The sequence below is a fragment of the Candidatus Binatia bacterium genome (assembly GCA_036563615.1).
GTDB lineage: Bacteria > Desulfobacterota > Binatia > UBA12015 > UBA12015 > DATCMB01.
The window spans coordinates 289,060-305,920 of sequence record DATCMB010000018.1; the positions used below are offsets into that span (position 1 = coordinate 289,060).

19 protein-coding genes are annotated in these 16,861 nt (G+C 71.7%); 8 read left to right on the forward strand and 11 right to left on the reverse strand.

Annotated elements, in window-relative coordinates; all coding sequences use genetic code 11:
* Window positions 1–3: 3 nt before the first annotated feature.
* The 4 genes from hemG to VIS07_15405 form a co-directional block, all read right to left on the reverse strand.
* Window positions 4–1,503 carry a protoporphyrinogen oxidase gene (gene hemG, locus VIS07_15390; GenBank protein HEY8516892.1) on the reverse strand — a complete coding sequence of 500 codons (1,500 nt, stop codon included), beginning with the start codon at window positions 1,501–1,503 and terminating at the stop codon, window positions 4–6.
* Window positions 1,500–2,435, reverse strand: coding sequence for a ferrochelatase (gene hemH, locus VIS07_15395; protein ID HEY8516893.1), 936 nt, complete (start codon window positions 2,433–2,435; stop codon window positions 1,500–1,502). The genes hemG and hemH overlap by 4 nt, the downstream gene beginning before the upstream one ends.
* 91 nt (window positions 2,436–2,526) lie before the next feature.
* Complete coding sequence (hemE, locus tag VIS07_15400; GenBank protein HEY8516894.1) at window positions 2,527–3,570, reverse strand: uroporphyrinogen decarboxylase; 1,044 nt, start codon at window positions 3,568–3,570, stop codon at window positions 2,527–2,529.
* Window positions 3,571–3,580: 10 nt separating this feature from the next.
* Window positions 3,581–4,480, reverse strand: coding sequence for a uroporphyrinogen-III synthase (locus tag VIS07_15405; protein HEY8516895.1), 900 nt, complete (start codon window positions 4,478–4,480; stop codon window positions 3,581–3,583).
* A gap of 134 nt (window positions 4,481–4,614) precedes the next feature.
* Here VIS07_15405 and VIS07_15410 point away from each other — a divergent pair, with 134 nt between their 5' ends.
* The 3 genes from VIS07_15410 to VIS07_15420 are packed head-to-tail and all read left to right on the forward strand — an operon-like array spanning window position 4,615 to window position 5,959.
* On the forward strand, window positions 4,615–4,830 hold the full coding sequence (locus VIS07_15410) for a DNA gyrase inhibitor YacG (protein ID HEY8516896.1): 216 nt from the start codon (window positions 4,615–4,617) through the stop codon (window positions 4,828–4,830).
* The gene (lpxA, locus tag VIS07_15415) at window positions 4,814–5,659 is read left to right on the forward strand and encodes an acyl-ACP--UDP-N-acetylglucosamine O-acyltransferase (GenBank protein ID HEY8516897.1); all 846 of its coding nucleotides are present in this window, start codon (window positions 4,814–4,816) and stop codon (window positions 5,657–5,659) included. The genes VIS07_15410 and lpxA overlap by 17 nt, the downstream gene beginning before the upstream one ends.
* Before the next feature lie 6 nt (window positions 5,660–5,665).
* Complete coding sequence (locus VIS07_15420; GenBank protein HEY8516898.1) at window positions 5,666–5,959, forward strand: hypothetical protein; 294 nt, start codon at window positions 5,666–5,668, stop codon at window positions 5,957–5,959.
* 49 nt (window positions 5,960–6,008) lie between these two features.
* Here the strand turns inward: VIS07_15420 and VIS07_15425 are convergent, their stop codons facing one another.
* The 3 genes from VIS07_15425 to VIS07_15435 all read right to left on the reverse strand — a co-directional run bounded on the left by VIS07_15425 (window position 6,009) and on the right by VIS07_15435 (window position 8,259).
* Complete coding sequence (locus VIS07_15425; protein ID HEY8516899.1) at window positions 6,009–6,449, reverse strand: VOC family protein; 441 nt, start codon at window positions 6,447–6,449, stop codon at window positions 6,009–6,011.
* Between the two features lie 91 nt (window positions 6,450–6,540).
* Window positions 6,541–7,395, reverse strand: coding sequence for a helix-turn-helix transcriptional regulator (locus tag VIS07_15430; GenBank protein HEY8516900.1), 855 nt, complete (start codon window positions 7,393–7,395; stop codon window positions 6,541–6,543).
* A gap of 105 nt (window positions 7,396–7,500) precedes the next feature.
* Window positions 7,501–8,259, reverse strand: coding sequence for a class I SAM-dependent methyltransferase (locus VIS07_15435; GenBank protein ID HEY8516901.1), 759 nt, complete (start codon window positions 8,257–8,259; stop codon window positions 7,501–7,503).
* 233 nt (window positions 8,260–8,492) lie between these two features.
* Between VIS07_15435 and VIS07_15440 the strand changes: the two genes are divergently transcribed.
* From VIS07_15440 to VIS07_15450, 3 genes are all read left to right on the forward strand, one after another.
* The gene (locus VIS07_15440; GenBank protein HEY8516902.1) at window positions 8,493–8,750 is read left to right on the forward strand and encodes a hypothetical protein; all 258 of its coding nucleotides are present in this window, start codon (window positions 8,493–8,495) and stop codon (window positions 8,748–8,750) included.
* Window positions 8,751–8,951: 201 nt separating this feature from the next.
* Complete coding sequence (locus tag VIS07_15445; protein ID HEY8516903.1) at window positions 8,952–10,535, forward strand: ATP-binding protein; 1,584 nt, start codon at window positions 8,952–8,954, stop codon at window positions 10,533–10,535.
* Window positions 10,535–11,098 carry a DUF6789 family protein gene (locus tag VIS07_15450; GenBank protein ID HEY8516904.1) on the forward strand — a complete coding sequence of 188 codons (564 nt, stop codon included), beginning with the start codon at window positions 10,535–10,537 and terminating at the stop codon, window positions 11,096–11,098. The genes VIS07_15445 and VIS07_15450 overlap by 1 nt, the downstream gene beginning before the upstream one ends.
* Before the next feature lie 64 nt (window positions 11,099–11,162).
* On the opposite strand, the gene VIS07_15455 is transcribed toward VIS07_15450, so the two are convergent.
* The 4 genes from VIS07_15455 to VIS07_15470 form a co-directional block, all read right to left on the reverse strand.
* On the reverse strand, window positions 11,163–12,791 hold the full coding sequence (locus tag VIS07_15455; GenBank protein ID HEY8516905.1) for a PAS domain-containing protein: 1,629 nt from the start codon (window positions 12,789–12,791) through the stop codon (window positions 11,163–11,165).
* Window positions 12,792–12,876: 85 nt separating this feature from the next.
* The gene (locus VIS07_15460; protein HEY8516906.1) at window positions 12,877–13,245 is read right to left on the reverse strand and encodes a Rieske 2Fe-2S domain-containing protein; all 369 of its coding nucleotides are present in this window, start codon (window positions 13,243–13,245) and stop codon (window positions 12,877–12,879) included.
* Window positions 13,242–14,513, reverse strand: a complete 1,272-nt coding sequence (locus VIS07_15465; protein ID HEY8516907.1) for an aromatic ring-hydroxylating dioxygenase subunit alpha — start codon at window positions 14,511–14,513, stop codon at window positions 13,242–13,244. Before VIS07_15465 ends, VIS07_15460 begins: the two co-directional genes overlap by 4 nt.
* Window positions 14,514–14,589: 76 nt before the next feature.
* The gene (locus VIS07_15470; protein HEY8516908.1) at window positions 14,590–14,796 is read right to left on the reverse strand and encodes an AbrB/MazE/SpoVT family DNA-binding domain-containing protein; all 207 of its coding nucleotides are present in this window, start codon (window positions 14,794–14,796) and stop codon (window positions 14,590–14,592) included.
* A 431-nt stretch (window positions 14,797–15,227) separates the two neighbouring features.
* Here VIS07_15470 and VIS07_15475 point away from each other — a divergent pair, with 431 nt between their 5' ends.
* Both VIS07_15475 and VIS07_15480 read left to right on the forward strand, forming a co-directional pair.
* Window positions 15,228–16,286, forward strand: coding sequence for an ROK family protein (locus VIS07_15475; GenBank protein HEY8516909.1), 1,059 nt, complete (start codon window positions 15,228–15,230; stop codon window positions 16,284–16,286).
* A 127-nt stretch (window positions 16,287–16,413) separates the two neighbouring features.
* Window positions 16,414–16,767, forward strand: a complete 354-nt coding sequence (locus VIS07_15480; protein ID HEY8516910.1) for a response regulator — start codon at window positions 16,414–16,416, stop codon at window positions 16,765–16,767.
* Window positions 16,768–16,861 lie beyond the last annotated feature (94 nt).

The following is a 16,861-nucleotide window of genomic DNA, read 5'->3' on the forward strand; positions in this document are numbered from 1 at the left end:
GCTTTACGCCGCGGCGCCCGCCGTGGCACGGCCGGCGAGCGACGCGAGCAGGCGGTCCGTGGCGGCCTCGCCGCTCGCGACGCAATCGGCCAGGCCGACACCATGGTAGGCGTTGCCCGCGAGCGCAAGTCCTCGCAGCTGCGCCGCGCGCGCCTCGATCGTCGCCACGCGCTGCGCGTGCCCGACCGCGTACTGCGGCATCGACTGCGGCCAGCGCTGCACCCAGGTCAGCGACGGCTCGCTCGTGATCCCGAGGAGATCGCGGATCTCCTCGCGCACGATGCGCATGATCTCGTCGTCGCCGAGCTGGAAGAGCTCGGGCTGCAGCGCGCCGCCGACGAAGAGCCGCATCAGCACCGAGTCCTCGGGTGCGCGGCCCGCATACTTGACGCTCGAGAACGAGCCCGCGATGATCCGCCGCCCCTCGATCGCGGGCACGACGAAGCCGAACGCGTCCGGGACGCGCGGCACCTGATCGCGGCGGTACGCGAGCGACACCACGGCGCTCGACGCGTAAGCGATCCCGCCGAGCGCGTCGGCGAGCTGCGCGTCGAGCGGCGCGAGGAGCCGCGCCGCGGCGTGCGCGGGCAGGGCGACGACGACCGCGTCGGCTTCGATCGCGGCGCCCGTCTCGGGCACGACGCGCCACGCCGGTCGTTCGGCGCTCGCCGTCACGTCCGTCGACGCGGGCTCGAGCGCGCGCACCGCCATGCCCGTGCGCACGGCGCCCGGCGGCAGACGCTCGACGATCGCCTCGACCATCGAGGTCAGACCGTCGGCCAGCGTGACGAAGAGCCCGAAGCGCGCGCCGCTCGTGCCGCTGGCCGCACCAGCCGCCTTCGCCTGCGCGCGCAGGCCGAGGATCACGCTGCGGTAGCGGCGCTCGAGCTCGAGGAAGCGCGGCATGGTCGAGGCGAGCGACAGCGTCTCCGGATCGGCGATGTAGATGCCGCCGACGAGCGGCTGCGCAAGACGCTCGAGCACCTCGTTGCCGAGCCGGCGGCGCACGAAGTGCGCGAGGCTCTCGTCGCCACCCGGCGGTGGACCGCCGCGCGGCAGCACCAGATCCTTCGCGGCGACGAGCTTGCCGCGCCGCGACAGCACCGGCGACAGCAGGAACGGCAGGAACCGCGTCGGTCCGAGGAGCTGGAAGCCGTCCGGCAGCGGGATCAGGCGTCCGTCGCGCACGACCAGCGTGCGCCGGAAGCGGTCGTTGGTCGGGATCAGGCGGCCGCCGAGCCCGAGCCGCTTGCAGAGCTCGATCGCCGCGGGCTTCTCGCTGATGAAGGAGTCCGGTCCGCCCTCGACCAGGAAGCCGTCGCGTCGCTGGGTCGTGATGACGCCGCCGAGGCGGTCCTGCGCCTCGAGCAGGATCACCTCGACCTCACCCGGTCGCGTGCGCTCGACGGCGCGGTGCGCGGCGGCGAGCCCGGTGATGCCGCCGCCGACGACGACGAGGCGCGCCGGACGCCGTCCGGACGACGGGCCGCCCACGGCGCTCACGCGTCCCGCGCGGCGGCCTCGCGCACCAGGGTCGCGAGCATCCCGATGAACTCCGGATGGTCCGCCACCGTTCCGGCGCGGAGCAGCTCGATGCCGTGGCGCTCGGCGGTCGCGCGAGCTTCGTGGTCGAGGTCGTACAGCACCTCGACATGATCGCAAACGAAGCCGATCGGCGCGACGACGACACGACGCTCGCCGTCCGCCGCGAGGCGCTCGAGGACGTCGTTGACGTCGGGCTCGAGCCACGGGTCCTCGGGACGTCCGCTGCGGCTCTGGTAGGCGATCTGCCAGCGTCGGCAGCCGCACGCCTCGGCAACGAGCCGGGCAGTCTTCGTGTACTGCTCGACGTACGGCGACCTCTCGGCCATCGCCGTCGGAATGCTGTGCGCCGTGAAGACGAGCGGGATCGTCGCGCGCTCCGCCTCCGGCACGCGCTCGAGCACCTCGCGCACGCGCGCCGCCGCGGCCTGCACGTAACCCGGTCGATCGTGCCAGCCCGGCGCGAACGTCACCTCGGGGCAGCGCTCGCCGGCCGTGAGCAGCTCCTCGCGCGCCGCGGCGACGTCGGCGACGTAGCGGTGCCAGCCGGCCTCGGACTCGTGCGCCGAGAGGATGATGCCGAGCGCGCGCCGCACGCCGTCGCGCGCCATGTCGCGCAGCGCTTCGGCGAGGAAGGGGTGCCAGTTGCGCATGCCGACGTGCACGGGCAGGTCGGGGCCCTCGTCCGCGAGCCGGCGGCGCAGCGCATTTGCTTGACGGAAGGTCAGCTCGTTGAACGGCGAGCGCCCGCCGAGCAGGTCGTAGTGATGCGCGACCTCTTCGAGACGCTCGGGCGGGATGCGTCGTCCGCGCGTCACGTTGGCGAGGAACGGCCGCACCTCGTCGGGCTTGGTCGGGCCGCCGAAGGCGATCAGCAGGACCGCGTCAATCACAGGCGCTCCCCCCGGGCGCTTCGCAGGCGCTTGCGGCGACGCGTCGTGTGCTCGGGAGCGCCGCCCGGCCGCTTCTCGCCGCGCGCGTCGCTCATCCCGAGGTGCCGCGCGTGCTCAGCTCGTGCACGGCGTCGACCAGGGCGCGGACGTTGTCGCGCGGCGTCTCGGGCAGGACGCCGTGGCCCAGGTTGAAGACGTGCCCGGGGCGTCCGCCGGCGCGCTCGAGAAGCTCGCGCACGCGCTCGCGAATGACCTGACGCGGTCCGAGCAGAACGCCGGGATCGAGGTTGCCCTGCACCGCGCGGTGGTGGCCGATGCGCTGCCAGCCTTCGTCGAGCGTGATGCGCCAGTCGAGCCCGACGACGTCGCCGCCCGCCGCCGCGATCAGCTCGATGAAGCCCGACGTCCCGGTGCTGAAGTGGATCGCCGGCACGCTCGGGTCGAGGCGGTTGAACAGCTCGCGCATGTGCGGCAGCACGCTCGCCCGGTAGTCGTCCGGCGCCAGGTTGCCGACCCAGCTGTCGAACACCTGCACGGCGTCGACGCCGGCCCGGATCTGCGCATTCAGATAGTCCGCCGTGACCTCGACCAGGCGCGACATCAGCGCGTGGAACGCCTGCGGGTGGCCGTAGAGCAGGCGCTTGGTGTGCACGTAGTTGCGCGAGCCGCCGCCCTCGATCGCGTACGACGCGAGCGTGAACGGAGCGCCGGCGAAGCCGATCAGCGGCACCCGCTTCGGAAGTTGTGGCTTGACGAGGCGAATCGTCTCGAGGACGAACGAAAGCGCGTCCTCGACGTCGACCCGCGGCAGGCGCTCGGCCTGCTCCGCCGTGCGTACGGGGTGCGCGATGTGCGGACCGTCGCCCTTGGTGAACGACAGGCCGAGCCCGAGCGGCTCGAGGACGAGCAGGATGTCGGCGAACAGGATCGCCGCGTCGACGCCGAGGATATCGACCGGCTGCAGCGTCACCTCGGCGGCGGCGGACGGCGTCTTGCAGAGCTCGAGGAACGAGAAGCGCTCGCGCACCGCGCGGTACTCGCTGAGGTAGCGCCCCGCCTGGCGCATCAGCCAGACCGGGGTGTACGGCGTCGGCTCGCAGCGGCAGGCGAGGAGAAAGGGTGCGAGCGACGGCATCCCGCGGATCCTAGCGTTTGGGCTGCGGTGGACAAGCGACTTCCGCGCGCTCGCCGCGCTTGCGCGCCACGAGCCGCGGCGCCTGCTCGGCGATCGCCACGGCCAGCGGACCGAGCTTCGGGTGCTCGGGCACGACGTCGGGCTCGAGGCCCGCCTCCGTGAGCGCCTCGGCCGTCGTCGGTCCGATCGCGGCGACCACGATCGCCTCGCGAAGCGCGGCCAGCACCGCGTCGGCGCCGCCGGGCTGCTCGTCGGCGACCCGGAGCAGGTGCGCGACCTGCACCGCGGTGGTGAAGACGGCGACGTCCACCGTGCGCGCCGTGATGCGGGCGATGGCGGTGCGCAGCGGAGCCAGGTCCTCCGGCAGCACCCAGCGGTAGACGGGGACGCGCAGCACATCGGCGCCGCGCGCGGCGAGGCCGTCGAGCAGCGCGCGGTTCGGCTGGCCGTACTCCTGGACCGCGACGCGCAGGCCGCGCACCGGCAGCTCGCGGTCGACCGTCTCGAGCAGCTCCCGCCAGGTGTTGGGCTCGGGCACCCGCACGGTCGGCTCGAGGCCGAGCGTGCGCAGCGCCGCGACCGGCTTCGGACCGCGCGCGACGATCGGCACCCTCCGCAGGAGCTCGGCGAGGCGCTCGGGCGCGCAGCGCTCGCGCACCGCCTCGACGAGCGCCCGGGTGCCGACGCCCGTCGTCAGGACGACGACGTCGAGCTCGCCGCGCTCGAGGCGCTCGACCAGCTCGAGCGCCGCCGGGGTCGCTTCGAGCGGCACCTCGCGCAGCGCCGGCGCGAGCAGAACGTCGGCCCCGTGGCGCGTGAGCAGGCGCTCGATCTCCGCCGCACGCCGGCTCTCGAACGCGACCACGCGCAGGCCTTCGAGCGCCCCGCGCTCGCCCGCCGTCTCGTCCATGACCTCGCTCCTAGCGCGCGGCCGGGCATCTGCACGTCCGGCCGTAGGTCTCGGCGCCGGCGGCGTCGCCGCGCGCAGGCGCCAGGCGGCGGCGAGACTTCAGGACGAGGGCGCGAAACGCTAAGCTTCGCTCGATGCGGGTCGTCAAGTGCCCACAGTGCGGAACCGACGTCGACTGGGCCTCGGCGCCGTACCGCCCGTTCTGCTCCGAGCGCTGCCGCCTGATCGACCTCGGCGCGTGGCTCGACGAGAAGTACGTCATCCCCGGTCCCCTCGAGGACGAGAGCGTCGACATCGAGGAAGAGGCGGAGCCCGCCGGGCGCGCGAACGGGCATGACGACGACGACTGACGCGCGACGTCCCCCGCAGGTCGACCCGCGCGCCGTCGTCAGCCCCGACGCCGTCCTCGGCGACGGCGTCACCGTGGGGCCGTTCGCGATCATCGAGGCGGGCGTCGTGGTCGGCGCGCGGACGCGCATCTGGCCGCACGCCTACATCTGCTCGGGGACGACGCTCGGCCGCGACAACGTCGTCCACATGGGGGTCGTGCTCGGTCACGAGCCGCAGGACAAGGCCTACGACGGCGCCCCGACGCGGCTCGTGATCGGCGACCGCAACGTCTTCCGCGAGGGCGTGCAGGTGCACCGCGGCACGGCGGCGGGCAGCGAGACCGTGATCGGCAACGACTGCTACCTGATGACCAACGCCCACGTGGCGCACAACTGCCGCCTCGAGGACGGCGTCATCATGGCGACCGGCGCCGTGCTCGGCGGACACGCCAGCGTCGGCGAGCGCGCGTTCATCTCGGGCAACGCCCTCGTCCACCAGCACACGCGCGTCGGACGGATCGCGATGCTGCAGGGCGGCTGCGCGGTGTCGAAGGACGTGCCGCCGTTTTGCACGACGCGGATCGGCAAGAACACGGTCGCTGGCGTGAACGTCGTCGGGCTGCGGCGCGCGGGGTTCTCGCGCGAGGCGATCATGGCGATCCGGCGCGCGTTCCGGACGCTGTTCCTCGGTCGGCCGAACCTGTCGCTGGCGCGCGAGCGGCTGATCGTGCAGGAGGAGGAGCGCGGCGGTCTCGCGCCGGAGGTGCGCGAGATGCTCGACTTCATCGCGAGCGCGCGCCACGGCGTCTGCGCCGGTCCGCGTCGGGAAGCCGCGGACGACGAGGACTGATCGTCCGTGGCGGACGCCTGGGAGACGCTGAGCCCCGAGCGCAGGACGGTCTATCGCCTCGCGGACGATCTGCTCCTGGTGTTCAAGCCGCGCGGCCATCGCGAGGAGGAGCACGCGCACCCGCACGGCCAGCGCCTGCGCGTTCTGCGCGGTACGCTCGTCGTCCGCAGTGACGGTGCGGAGGTCACGCTCGACGCGCAGAGCGCTCCGTTTGTGCTTGACCCCGGACGCCGCCACGCGACCGAGGCGCTCGAGGACACCTGGCTGGTCGCGGAGCGGCTCGCCGAGCGCGCGAGCTGATCCGCTGCGTCGGGCGGGCCGCGGTGACGGACGCCGTCGCCGCGCGCCGCTATGCGCTCTTCGCCTGCGCCTGACCGCGCCGCTCGATCTCCTCGAGCGAAAGATCCTCGACGTGCGTCGCGAACCACCACTGGTTGCCCGCGACGTCGACCACGCCGGCGCTACGGTCGCCGTAGTACTGGTCCGCGGGCGCGCGCAGCGACGTCGCGCCCGCGGCGAGCGCGCGCCGGTACGCCGCGTCGCAGTCCGGGACGTAGACGTGCACCATGCACGGCATGGGCGGGAAGTCGGCGTTGGCCTCGCCGATCATCACCACCGAGTCGCCGATCTTGACCTCGGCGTGCTGGATCTCGCCGTTCGGCCGCGTCGCGCGCATCAGCTCCTCGCCGCCGAGCGCGCTCTTCATCATCTCGATGACCTTCGCGGCGTGGCGCGTGACGAGGTACGGCGACACGGTCGAGTGTCCCTCGGGCACGTAGTTGACGGCCATGGTCGGTCCTCCCTTCGTCGCGGACGTTACGGGGCACGCGACGAGGCGTCTTGGAAAAAAGTCCGCCCTGCGGACCTGGCTCCGTACTCGGTCAGAACTCGACCGCCGTCGTGCTGCCCGGGTAGTGCGCGGCGAGGAAGTCGCGCGGCGTGAGCCCGCCGAGCTCGCGGAACTCCGTCGTCATGTGCGACTGGTCGTAGTAGCCGGCCTCGAGCGCGACGTCGGCGAGCGAGCGCGCGCCGGCGTCGAGCAGCGCGAGCGCGCGGCGATAGCGCACGATGCGCGCATAGACCTTCGGCGCGACGCCGATCTGCTCGCGAAACGCGTTCGCGAGCCGCGTCTTCGAGTACCCGGTCGCCTCGCGAAGCTCGGCGATCGGCACGCGACCGCCGGTCTGCTCGATGCGACCGACGCTGCACGCGACCGCGGGATCGAGGCCGCGCGAGCGCTGGATGCGCTCGACGATCCAGTCGGCCGCGATCTGGAAGCAGCGCTCGATCGTCGGCGCGTCGTGGCAGCGCTCCGCGAGCTCGTCGCCCGCCTTGCCGAGGAGGTCGCGCAGCTCCACGGTGCGGTCGCTCACCTCGCGCATCGGCATCGCGAGCACCGCGTACGCGCCCGCGGGATGGAAGCGCAGCCCGAGGACGCGGTGGTAGGTCGGGTGCTCGATGATCATCGGGCGCGTCAAGAGCCCGGTGATGCAGACCTGCAGCAGCGGCGGGCCGCTGCCCTCGACCAGACGGTGCGGTCCGCCGAGGCAGACCGCGAGCTCGACGAGGCCGTTCGGCAAGATGCGCTCGCGCGGCGCGACCGACGTCCCGGCGCTGTACCAGAAGCGCTCGACGAAGCCGGCGAGGTGCGGCGGACGCCAGCCGGCGTACGTCCAGCGGCCGTACTCCGAGTCGATCTTCTCGACGACGATGCGCGCGCTCGGCTCCTGCGGCAACCGGCGGGACCTCCGTCCGCCACGCCTACCACACCGGCGCGGCCGGAAAGAGCCCCCGTCGTCGCGCGTCGAGGCGACGCCGTCGGCGCCGCCTCGGAACGTCCTCTAGCGGCGCGGCCGGCGGGCGACGAACATCTCGTGCCGTCCCTCGGGCACCTCGCTGTGCACGAGCGGCACGCACTCCGGCTCGAAGCCGACCTCGCGCAGGAGTCGCATCCAGTCGGCGCGCGCGAACAGCCCGACGACGTGCCGGTCGTGCACGACGCGCGGCGTGCCGGACGCCTCGCGCAGCAGGTAGGCGAAGTCCGCGACGTAGGTCGAGTCCTCGGGGTCCGGGTCCCAGATCCACTCGAGGTAGCGCAGGCTGCGCGTCACGCCGTCGTGGCCGCCCGCGTGCGTCGTCGGCCGGAACGTCTCGCGGACGGCGTCGGGCGCGAACAGCGCCGCGCCGCCCGGACGGCAGTGGACGAACGCGGTGCGCATCGCGCGCTCGAGATCGGCGAGCGTCGTCATGTAGGCGATCGCGTCGTGCACGAACACGGCGTCGAACGTGCGGCCGAGGCGCACGTCGCGCATGTCGCCGAGCACGTGCTCGCACTCCGGGTTGAGCGCCTGGCTGACGTCAAGCATACCGGGAGAGCGCTCGACCAGCGTCATCGTGAACCACGCCTTCAGGTGGCTCGCGTTGTTGCCGCCGCCGCTGCCGAGCTCGAGCAGCGAGCGCGGCGGCTCGTCGCAGGCGGCGATCATCAGGTCACGGTAGATCGCGGCTTCCTCCGCGTAGTGCTCGGGGGGCGACAGCAGCGGCCACCACGAGGCGAGCTCGCCGTAGAGCTTCTCGAAGCCCTGCTCGTCCGGTTTCATCCGCTCTTCTTAGCAAGCGCGACGGCCGCAAGCGCAGCACCACGCTCGCCTGAGCGTGCAGCGTCGAGAAGGCGCACGTTGCACGCGTCCTTGTAGGAATTGCCCGTCCCCGGCGGCGCGCGCGTCGAACGCGGCCTCGGCGCCGCGCACACGCTGAACGCAGCTCGCGAATCCGCCGATTTCGCGCCGCGGTACGGTTCCTGCTGCCGACACGCGCGCAGGAGGATCCGCACATGATGAAGTTCGCAATGCCCGTCGCCGCCGCCGCGCTGCTGCTCGTCGCCGCTCCCGCGTTCGCCGACAGCGAGACCCGCGTCGAGGAGACCTACGAGGAGCGCGACGGCTTCGATGAGCGCAGCGCGCAGCGCTCGCTCGAGATCGAGCGTGAGAAGGACGGCGACACGCGCTCCGTCGAGCGCAAGGAATCGATCGAGGCGGACGACGGTCAGGTCGAGCGCCGGGTCGAGGAGAAGGTCACCAACGAGGACTGACCGCGCACGCGGACTGAACTCGGAAAGGAGGAAGGCACATGCCGATCATTCTCTGGCTGCTGGGCGTACCGCTCGGGCTGGTGATCGTCCTCATGCTGATGGGCGTCATCTGAACCAAGACTCTTCCGCGCCTCGGGCGCGCATGGCGTGCCCGAGGCGGTTCGGCGAGCGCACACCGCTCGCACCGCAACGGTGTTTCCGATGACCGTCTCCGAGCGCATCGCCGACGTGATCGATGCCGAGCGCGAGAGCATCCTGCGTCGCTGGCGCGACGAGGCGCGCAACGCGCCGCCCGCCGCGCAGCGGGCGCTGACCGACATCGACCTCGAGGACCATCTGCCCCAGCTGCTGCGCGAGCTCGCGCGCACCATGCGCGGCGAGCCGACGCCGCAGGTCGAGCACGACGGTGCGCAGCACGGGCGTCAGCGTCGCGAGCTCGGCTACGAGGTCGACGAGTGCCTGTGCGAGATGCACCTCTTTCGCACGGTTCTGCTCGACGTCGTGGAGGCACGCCGCGATCTGATCGCCGGCAGCCCGGGCGACGACCTCGTCGCCGCGCGCCGCAGGCTCTTCGAGTTGCTCGACCGCAGCGTGCAAGCGTCGGTGCGTCAATACACGCGCGACGCGGAGGACGAGCGCGACGACGCGTACGCGCGCCTCACCGAGGCCAACGACGAGCTGCACTCGGGCCACCGCGAGAAGGACCGCTTCTTCGCGGTGCTCGCGCACGAGCTGCGCAACCAGCTCACGCCGATCGCGACCTCGGTCAACCTGCTGCGGGTTCCCGACTTGACGTCCGACCGGCGCGACCGCGCGCTCGGCATCATCGAGCGTCAGATGCGGCAGCAGAAGCGGCTGATCGACGACCTGCTCGACGTGAACCGCATCGCGCACGGCAAGGTCGAGCTCGAGCGCACGCTGGTCGACCTGCGCGAGGCCGCGCGCCACGCGAGCGAGTCCTGCCTGCAGGCGATCGAGACGAAGGCGCAGCGCCTGCAGATGACGCTGCCGGCGGAGCCGGTGCTCGTCCTCGCCGACGTCGGACGCATGACGCAGGTGCTGACCAACCTCGTCGGCAACGCGAGCAAGTTCACGCCGGACGGCGGCGCGATCTTCGTCGATCTCGCGCAAGACGGCGAGCACGCCGTGCTGCGCGTTCGTGACGACGGCGCCGGCATCGACCGCGACATGCAGGCGCGGATCTTCGAGCTCTACGCGCAGGCGGAGTCGTCGGTGCGCCACAAGGAGGGCGGGCTCGGCATCGGGCTCTGGCTCGCGCGGACGCTCGTCGAGCTCCACGCCGGCACGCTGCACGTCGAGAGCGAGGGTGTCGGCAGGGGAACGTCGTTCGTCGTCCGGCTGCCGATCGCCGACGAGCAGGCGCAGCAGGCGCACTTCGCGCACGGCCGGCCGCTCATCGCGGTGGTCGAGGACAACGAGGACGCGCGCACCTCCATGGTCGACGTGCTGTCGATCTGGGGCTACGACGTGGTCGAGGCCGTCGACGGCGAGGAAGCGCTCGCGGTCGCGCGAAGCCGCGAGCCGACGGTATTTCTACTCGATATCGGGCTGCCGCGCGTCGACGGCTACGAGGTCGCGCGACGCCTGCGCGCGATGAACGGCAGCCGGCGTCCGCTGCTGATCGCGCTCAGCGGCTACGCGAGCGGCGACGACCGGCGCCGCTCCCTCGAGGCGGGCTTCGATCACCACCTGTCGAAGCCGGTCGACGTCGATCGGCTGCGCGAGATCCTCGAGCGATCCGTGCGCAGCGAAAGGAGGACGTGATGAACGGCGTGCTCGCAGGTGTCGTCGGGGGCGTCACCGCGACGCTTCCCATGACCGCCGCGATGGAGATGATGCACGGCGCCTTGCCGCTTCCGCAGCAGCACCCGTTGCCGCCGCGACGCATCACGGAGCGCCTCACCGACGGCGGCGTTCCCGCGCTCGGCGAGGGCGGCGACGTCGCGACGACGATGCTCCTGCACTTCGGCTACGGCGGCGCGATGGGCGGTCTCTACGGCGCCGTCGCGGATCGTCTGCCGGGACCGGCGCTCGCGAAGGGCGTCGCCTTCGGTCTCGGCGTCTGGGCCGCGAGCTATCTGCTCGGGCTGCCCGCGCTCGGCCTCGAGCGCAACGCGCTGCGCGAGCCCGCGGAGCGCAACGTCCTGATGATCGCCGCGCACGTCGTGTGGGGCGCGATGCTCGGCGCGACCGTCGCGCGCCTGCACGACGACGATCGCGTGCGTCCGGTGTCGCGCTCGGCGATCCGACCGCGTCCGGCAAAGAGCAGGGTGCAGCGTGCGGACGGTCGGCGCTGGCTGTCGCTGGTGCGGCGCGCGGAGGCGTGAGCGCGCCTGGTCCTCTCGCGTCGCTGCGCTGCGTTCGGGCTCCGTGCGCAGAGCGCGGCAGCGCTCAGCCGCACGACCCGGCGCGCTTGAGCGGACCGCTCGCCTCCGCGGCGAGCCGCGGCAGCCGCACGCGAAACACCGTGCCGCGGTCGCGACCCTCGCTGTGCACCTCGACGTCGCCGCCGTGCAGCTCGACCAGGTGGCGGACGATCGTGAGGCCGAGCCCGAGCCCGCCCTGCTGACGCGCCGCCGTCGACTCGGCCTGCCAGAAGCGCTCGAACACGCGCGACAGCATGTCCGGGTCGATGCCGCGCCCATCGTCGCGGACCTCGATCACGGCGTCGTTGCCGACGCCGCGCAGGTGCACGCCGACCACGCCGCCCGCCGGGGTGAACTTGACGGCGTTCGAGAGCAGGTTCCACACGACCTGCTGCATCCGGTCGGCGTCGCAGACCACCAATCCGACGTCCGGCTCGAGCACGCTTTCGAGCTGGACCTGCTTCGCGTCCGCGGAGAAGCGGACGGCGTCGAGCGCGCGCTCGATGACCGTGCGCAGGTCGGTCGGCACCGGGTCCAGGCGGATCTTGCCGGACACGATGCTCGACACGTCGAGCAGGTCGCCGACGAGCTGGTGCTGCTGCTGCGCGTTGCGGTGGATCGCCTCGAGCGCCTCGCGACGCTCCGGCTCGTCGAGCTTGTCCTCGAGGAGGATGCCCGACCAGCCGAGGATCGGTGAGAGCGGCGCGCGCAGCTCGTGCGAGAGCATCGCGAGGAACTGATCCTTGGCGCGGTTCGCCGCTTCCGCCTCTTGGCGCGCCGCCTTCTCGCGGGCGAGCAGCAGCTCGCGCTCGGCCTCGAGCGTGCGCTGCTCGGTGACGTCGAGCATCGCGCCGATCAGGCGCCGAGCCTTGCCGGTGGCGTCGCGCTCGATGAAGGCACGGTCGACGACGTTGGCGAAGCCGCCGTCGCGACGCCGGAAGCGGTACTCGGCGGCCCAGCCGGGCGCGTCGCCGTCGATCGCTGCGTGAATGTCCGTGAGCACCTGCGTGCGCTCGTCGGGGTGAATGCGATCGGACCACCAGCTCGCGTCCTCGTCGACGTCCTCCTGGTGGTAGTCGAACAGCGTGCGCAGGCCGTCGCTCCACTGCACGGCGTTGGTGTCGAGGTTCCACTCGTAGACCGCGTCGGCGATCACCCGCGAGACCAGGCGGTAGCGCTCCTCGCTCGTACGCAGCGCCGTCTCTGCGCGCCGTCGCTCGGTGACGTCCTCCATCGTGACCACGGCGAATCCGGGCTCGTCGTGCAGCGCCGCGGCCTGCACCGATGCCCAGACGGTCGAGCCGTCGCCGCGCGTGAAGCGGCCCTCGCACGCGAAGCGCGGGATGCTGCCGCTCGCGAGCTGGCGGAAGAGCGCCGCGAGCGCCGCGCGGTCGTCGGGGTGGGCGAGGCCGACGATCGTCCGCTCGAGCAGCTCGTCGTGCTCGTAGCCGAGCAGACGACACAGCGCGGGGTTGGCGGCCAGCGTGCGGTCGTTCGCGAGGCCGACGCGGGCGTTGCCGACGCCCGATTCCTCGAACATCGCGCGATAGGTCACGTCGTTGGCCGGCGTCCGCACGGAGATCAGCCGCCGTACGGCGGCCGCGCAAGCGGACAGCACCGCGAATGCCCGGTTCGCGACGGCCGAGCGACGCATGCCACGCTCATCGGCAATTTGCTGCCGGATCACGAGACGGCCCACCCGAAGCCGTCTCAATCGAATTTTTTGATGCAATCGTCAACTAGATTCTGGATCCGCCGTGCGCCTTCTCGGCGGCCGGGCGAGCGAGCCCGACCTCGATGCGACCGTCGCTCCGACGCACGGGAAACGTCGGCACCGGACGGCGGACCGGAGGGGCCGCGGGGCTGCCGTCGCGGACGTCGATCTTGCCGCCGTGCAGCGGGCACTCGAGGAGGAAGCCGCACAGCCGTCCGCCGGAGAGCCGCGTCTTCGCGTGCGAGCACTCGTCGCGCAGCACGAAGGGCGTGCCCTGCGCGTTGCACAGCACGAACGCCTCGCCGTCGAGCGTGAAGCCGCGCGTGCGTCCGGGCTCGGGCAGCGCGACCGGCACTGCGATCCATGCGAGCTCGTCGGCGAGAGCGTCGCTCATCGCCGCGGCTCCTCGCCGACGTAGCGCATCAGCGTTTCGTGGAAGTGGCGGATGCGGATCTCCTGCGTGCCGAGGTGCAGCTCGCGGAAGGCGAGCGAACGCATGCCCTGCTGGATGCGCGGCAGGTTGTAGAGGTCCTCGTCGAGCAGGTTGCCGCCCTCGATCAATCCCTCGAAGCGATCGCCGTCGGCGGCGCGCAGGCGGAGCTTCTCCGGGCGCGGCACGTCCTGTGCGGGCGTGTTCACGAGGTTCAGGAAGTCGAAGTACATCTTGTTCGGGTCGTCGGGGTGCGGGCGGTGCGTGAACACCCAGACGAACAGCGAGTGCGTGTTGAAGGTGACGTTCGGGAAGATCGTGTAGTGCCAGTCGTCGCAGAGCTGCGACTCATTGAGGCGAGAGACGTCGGCGCCGAGCATTGGCGCCATGGCGCGGATCGCCTGCGCGAACGCGGCGCGCGCGTCTGCCTCGCTGCCCTCGAAGTCGCGCACGCCGACCCGTTCGAGGAAGAGCTCCTTGATCTCCGGCGTCACCGTGCCGGCGCCCGGGTGACGCAGGCTCGCCTGCAGCTCCGGGTAGATCATCCGCGAGTGCTTCTCGAAGCAGTCGTAGCGCGTTCGCGTGTCGTCGCTGAACGCGATCGTCCACGGGTGCGTCGCGGAGATGTGGTAGGCCTCGTTGAACGCGTCGACCGAGGTCTTCCAGTTGCAGTCGATCTCGATCGTGCAATCGAAGGCGATCTTCCAGCGCTCGAAGCCGTACGGCGCGAGCTGCTCCGCGACGACGCCGAGGTAGCTCTCGAGCGGCTCGACGTTCGGATCGAGGCAGACGAAGACGAACCCCGCCCAGGTCTCGCAGCGCACCGGACGCAGGCTCAGGCGATCCACGGGCACGCCCTGCGGGAAGCACTCCGGGTCGAGCGCGGCGATCAGCGTGCCGTCGATCGCGTAGCGCCAGCCGTGGAACAGGCAGGCGAACTCCTCGGCGTGCCCGCGTCCCGGCTCGCGCAGCCGGTTGCCCCGGTGCATGCAGACGTTGTGGCGCGCGGCGATCCGCCCGTCGGGCAGGCGGATCACCAGGATCGACTCCGGGCCGATCTCGAAGGTGAAGTAGTCGCCGGGCTCGGGGATGTCGGATTCACGGCCTGCGAGCAGCCAGACGCGCGTCCACATGCGCTGCCACTCGAGCTCTGCGAACTCACGGCTCGTGTAGCGCTCCTTCGGAATCGGGGCGGTTCCGAGGTCGGCTGCCGTGACGGTCGTGCGGTTCACCGGCGGGGACTCCTGCCGGCACCGTCCGAGAGATCGGCGCGGGAGTCAAGGTCGCCGGATGTGCGCTGGCGGCGGCCTACTTCTCGGCCGGCCGCGGCCGGTCGACGAGCTCCTTCGGCGTGAAGGTGACCTTGCCGTTCTGCAGCTCGACCTCGAGGTAGTCGCCGGGCGTCAAGTCGAGCTCCTCGACGATGCGCTTCGGGATCACGACCTGGTGCGTCGCCCCGAGCTTCACCGCCTGCGGCCGCCGCTCGATCCGCTCTCTTCGTCTTCGACGATCCATCGAAAGTCTCGGGAAAGTTCGCGTCGGCGCGCGCGGGTGCGCACGACGCCGACGGAGAGGACGCCCACGCAAACTCGGGGCCGTGCGCGAGCGCACGACGGAGCGTGCGCGATTCGTCGCGACGCGAACGACGGCGGCCAAATCTACAGAGCTACAAGGGCGGTACTTACATAAACCGTACGCCCGTCGTCGCCGAACTTGCGACGTTTGCTCGCGGCGGGCTTGGCCGCGGGCTTGCTCTCCGCGGGGCAGGGGGGAATGGTCCCGCTTCCCGTTTGGTTGGAGAGAATGATGAACGCCAGTGAGCCGACGCGGCGATCGCACCGCGACGTCGAGAACCTGCTCGAGCCGCGCGACGCGCAGCTCGAGCAAGGCTTCGCCATCCGCGTGGCGAGGCTGTCGTGAGGGCGCTCGGCCGCGGAGGGTCGGCGATGTCGAGCGACGTCAGCAGGAATCCCGTCGCCGGCCACGGCAGCATGCGGCTGCCGTCGGTCGACATCGACAGCTACAACGTGGAGCTCCGCGACGACGAGGGCTTCATTGGCGACCGCGCGAACCGCCGCGCCTTCGGCGAGAGCCTCGAGAAGTGGCGCGAGCCGCTGCGCAAGCTCGGCGCCGATCCGTTCGGCGAGCGCGAGACCGCGGATCTCGGCAAGAAGGAGCTCGAGGCGATCCTCACCAAGGGCGATCCCGAGGCCGCGGGCGTCGTGCAGGGCGCGATCGAGGACTTCGCGCAGGAGCTCTCCGGCGTCATCCGGCGCTTCCTGAAGATCAAGGACTGGCGCGACACCGAGCGCATCGTCGTCGGCGGCGGCTTCAGCTCGGGCCGCATCGGCGAGCTCGCCATCGGACGCGCGAGCGTCATCCTGAAGAGCGAGGACCTGCCGATCGACGTCGTCTCGATCAGCCACCATCCGGACGAGGCCGGGCTCGTCGGCGCCGCGCACCTCGCGCCGTCGTGGATCTTCTCCGGCCACGACGCGATCCTCGGCGTCGACATCGGCGGCACCAACATCCGCGCCGGCGTCGTGCAGCTGAACTTGAAGAAGGCGTCCGACCTCTCGAAGGCCGAGGTGTGGAAGTCCGAGCTCTGGCGTCACGGCGACGAGAAGGTGAAGCGCGACGAGGCCGTCGAGAAGCTCGTCGACATGCTGCGCGGCTTGATCCGTCGCGCGGACCGTGAGGGGCTCTCGCTCGCGCCCTTCATCGGCATCGGCTGTCCGGGCAAGATCGAGGAGGACGGCTCGATCGCGAGCGGCTCGCAGAACCTGCCCGGCAACTGGGAGAGCAGCCGCTTCAGCCTGCCGCGTTGCTTGACGGAGGCGATCGAGTCGATCGGCGAGCACGACACCGTCGTGCTCATGCACAACGACGCCGTGGTGCAGGGCCTGAGCGAGGTGCCGTCGATGCAGGACATCGAGCACTGGGCCGTGCTGACCATCGGCACCGGTCTCGGCAACGCCCGATTCACCAATCGTTCGGGTCGCTGACGGCGAGCCTTGATCCACGAGGCGGGACGCGCCAAGGATCCATGAGGCGCACGCGGGCAGCGGCCGTATCGTTGTCCGCTCCTCGAACGCGATGACCGACGCGCGCGCAGCGAATAGCCGGACCCCGGTGCTCGTCGTCGACGACAACGAGGACGTGCGCGATGCGCTGCGCATGATGCTCGAGAGCGAAGGGCTCACGGTCGAGACCGCAGCCGACGGCGAGCAGGCGCTGGAGCGGATGCGCGAGTCGCCGCCCGCGGTCGTGCTGCTCGACCTCAACATGCCGCACGTCGACGCGTACGGCTTCCGCGAGCGGCAGCTCCGCGAGCCGGACCTCATGTCGGTGCCGGTCGTCCTCTACTCGGGTGCGGCCGACGTCAAGGAGGCGGCGCACGAGCTCGGCATCGAGGCGTGGTTCGCGAAGCCGTTCGATCTCGACCGCATCTTGACGCTGATCGAGCGCTACGCGCGCGTCGGCTGAGCGAGCGCTTTCGTTCGGACCCGCGCCGGCGGCCGGCGTGCCGCGATCGCGGCGGCGGCTCTCGTCCTCGTGTCTTGACGAGCGTCGAGCACAA

Bases quoted from the DNA above. Each gene is read 5' to 3' on its own strand.
- hemE (HEY8516894.1), bottom strand. From the start codon at position 3,570: ATGCCGTCGCTCGCACCCTTTCTCCTCGCCTGCCGCTGCGAGCCGACG.
- VIS07_15405 (HEY8516895.1), bottom strand. From the start codon at position 4,480: ATGGACGAGACGGCGGGCGAGCGCGGGGCGCTCGAAGGCCTGCGCGTG.
- VIS07_15410 (HEY8516896.1), top strand. From the start codon at position 4,615: ATGCGGGTCGTCAAGTGCCCACAGTGCGGAACCGACGTCGACTGGGCC.
- lpxA (HEY8516897.1), top strand. From the start codon at position 4,814: ATGACGACGACGACTGACGCGCGACGTCCCCCGCAGGTCGACCCGCGC.
- VIS07_15425 (HEY8516899.1), bottom strand. From the start codon at position 6,449: ATGGCCGTCAACTACGTGCCCGAGGGACACTCGACCGTGTCGCCGTAC.
- VIS07_15435 (HEY8516901.1), bottom strand. From the start codon at position 8,259: ATGAAACCGGACGAGCAGGGCTTCGAGAAGCTCTACGGCGAGCTCGCC.
- VIS07_15440 (HEY8516902.1), top strand. From the start codon at position 8,493: ATGATGAAGTTCGCAATGCCCGTCGCCGCCGCCGCGCTGCTGCTCGTC.
- VIS07_15445 (HEY8516903.1), top strand. From the start codon at position 8,952: ATGACCGTCTCCGAGCGCATCGCCGACGTGATCGATGCCGAGCGCGAG.
- VIS07_15450 (HEY8516904.1), top strand. From the start codon at position 10,535: ATGAACGGCGTGCTCGCAGGTGTCGTCGGGGGCGTCACCGCGACGCTT.
- VIS07_15455 (HEY8516905.1), bottom strand. From the start codon at position 12,791: ATGCGTCGCTCGGCCGTCGCGAACCGGGCATTCGCGGTGCTGTCCGCT.
- VIS07_15460 (HEY8516906.1), bottom strand. From the start codon at position 13,245: ATGAGCGACGCTCTCGCCGACGAGCTCGCATGGATCGCAGTGCCGGTC.
- VIS07_15470 (HEY8516908.1), bottom strand. From the start codon at position 14,796: ATGGATCGTCGAAGACGAAGAGAGCGGATCGAGCGGCGGCCGCAGGCG.
- VIS07_15475 (HEY8516909.1), top strand. From the start codon at position 15,228: ATGTCGAGCGACGTCAGCAGGAATCCCGTCGCCGGCCACGGCAGCATG.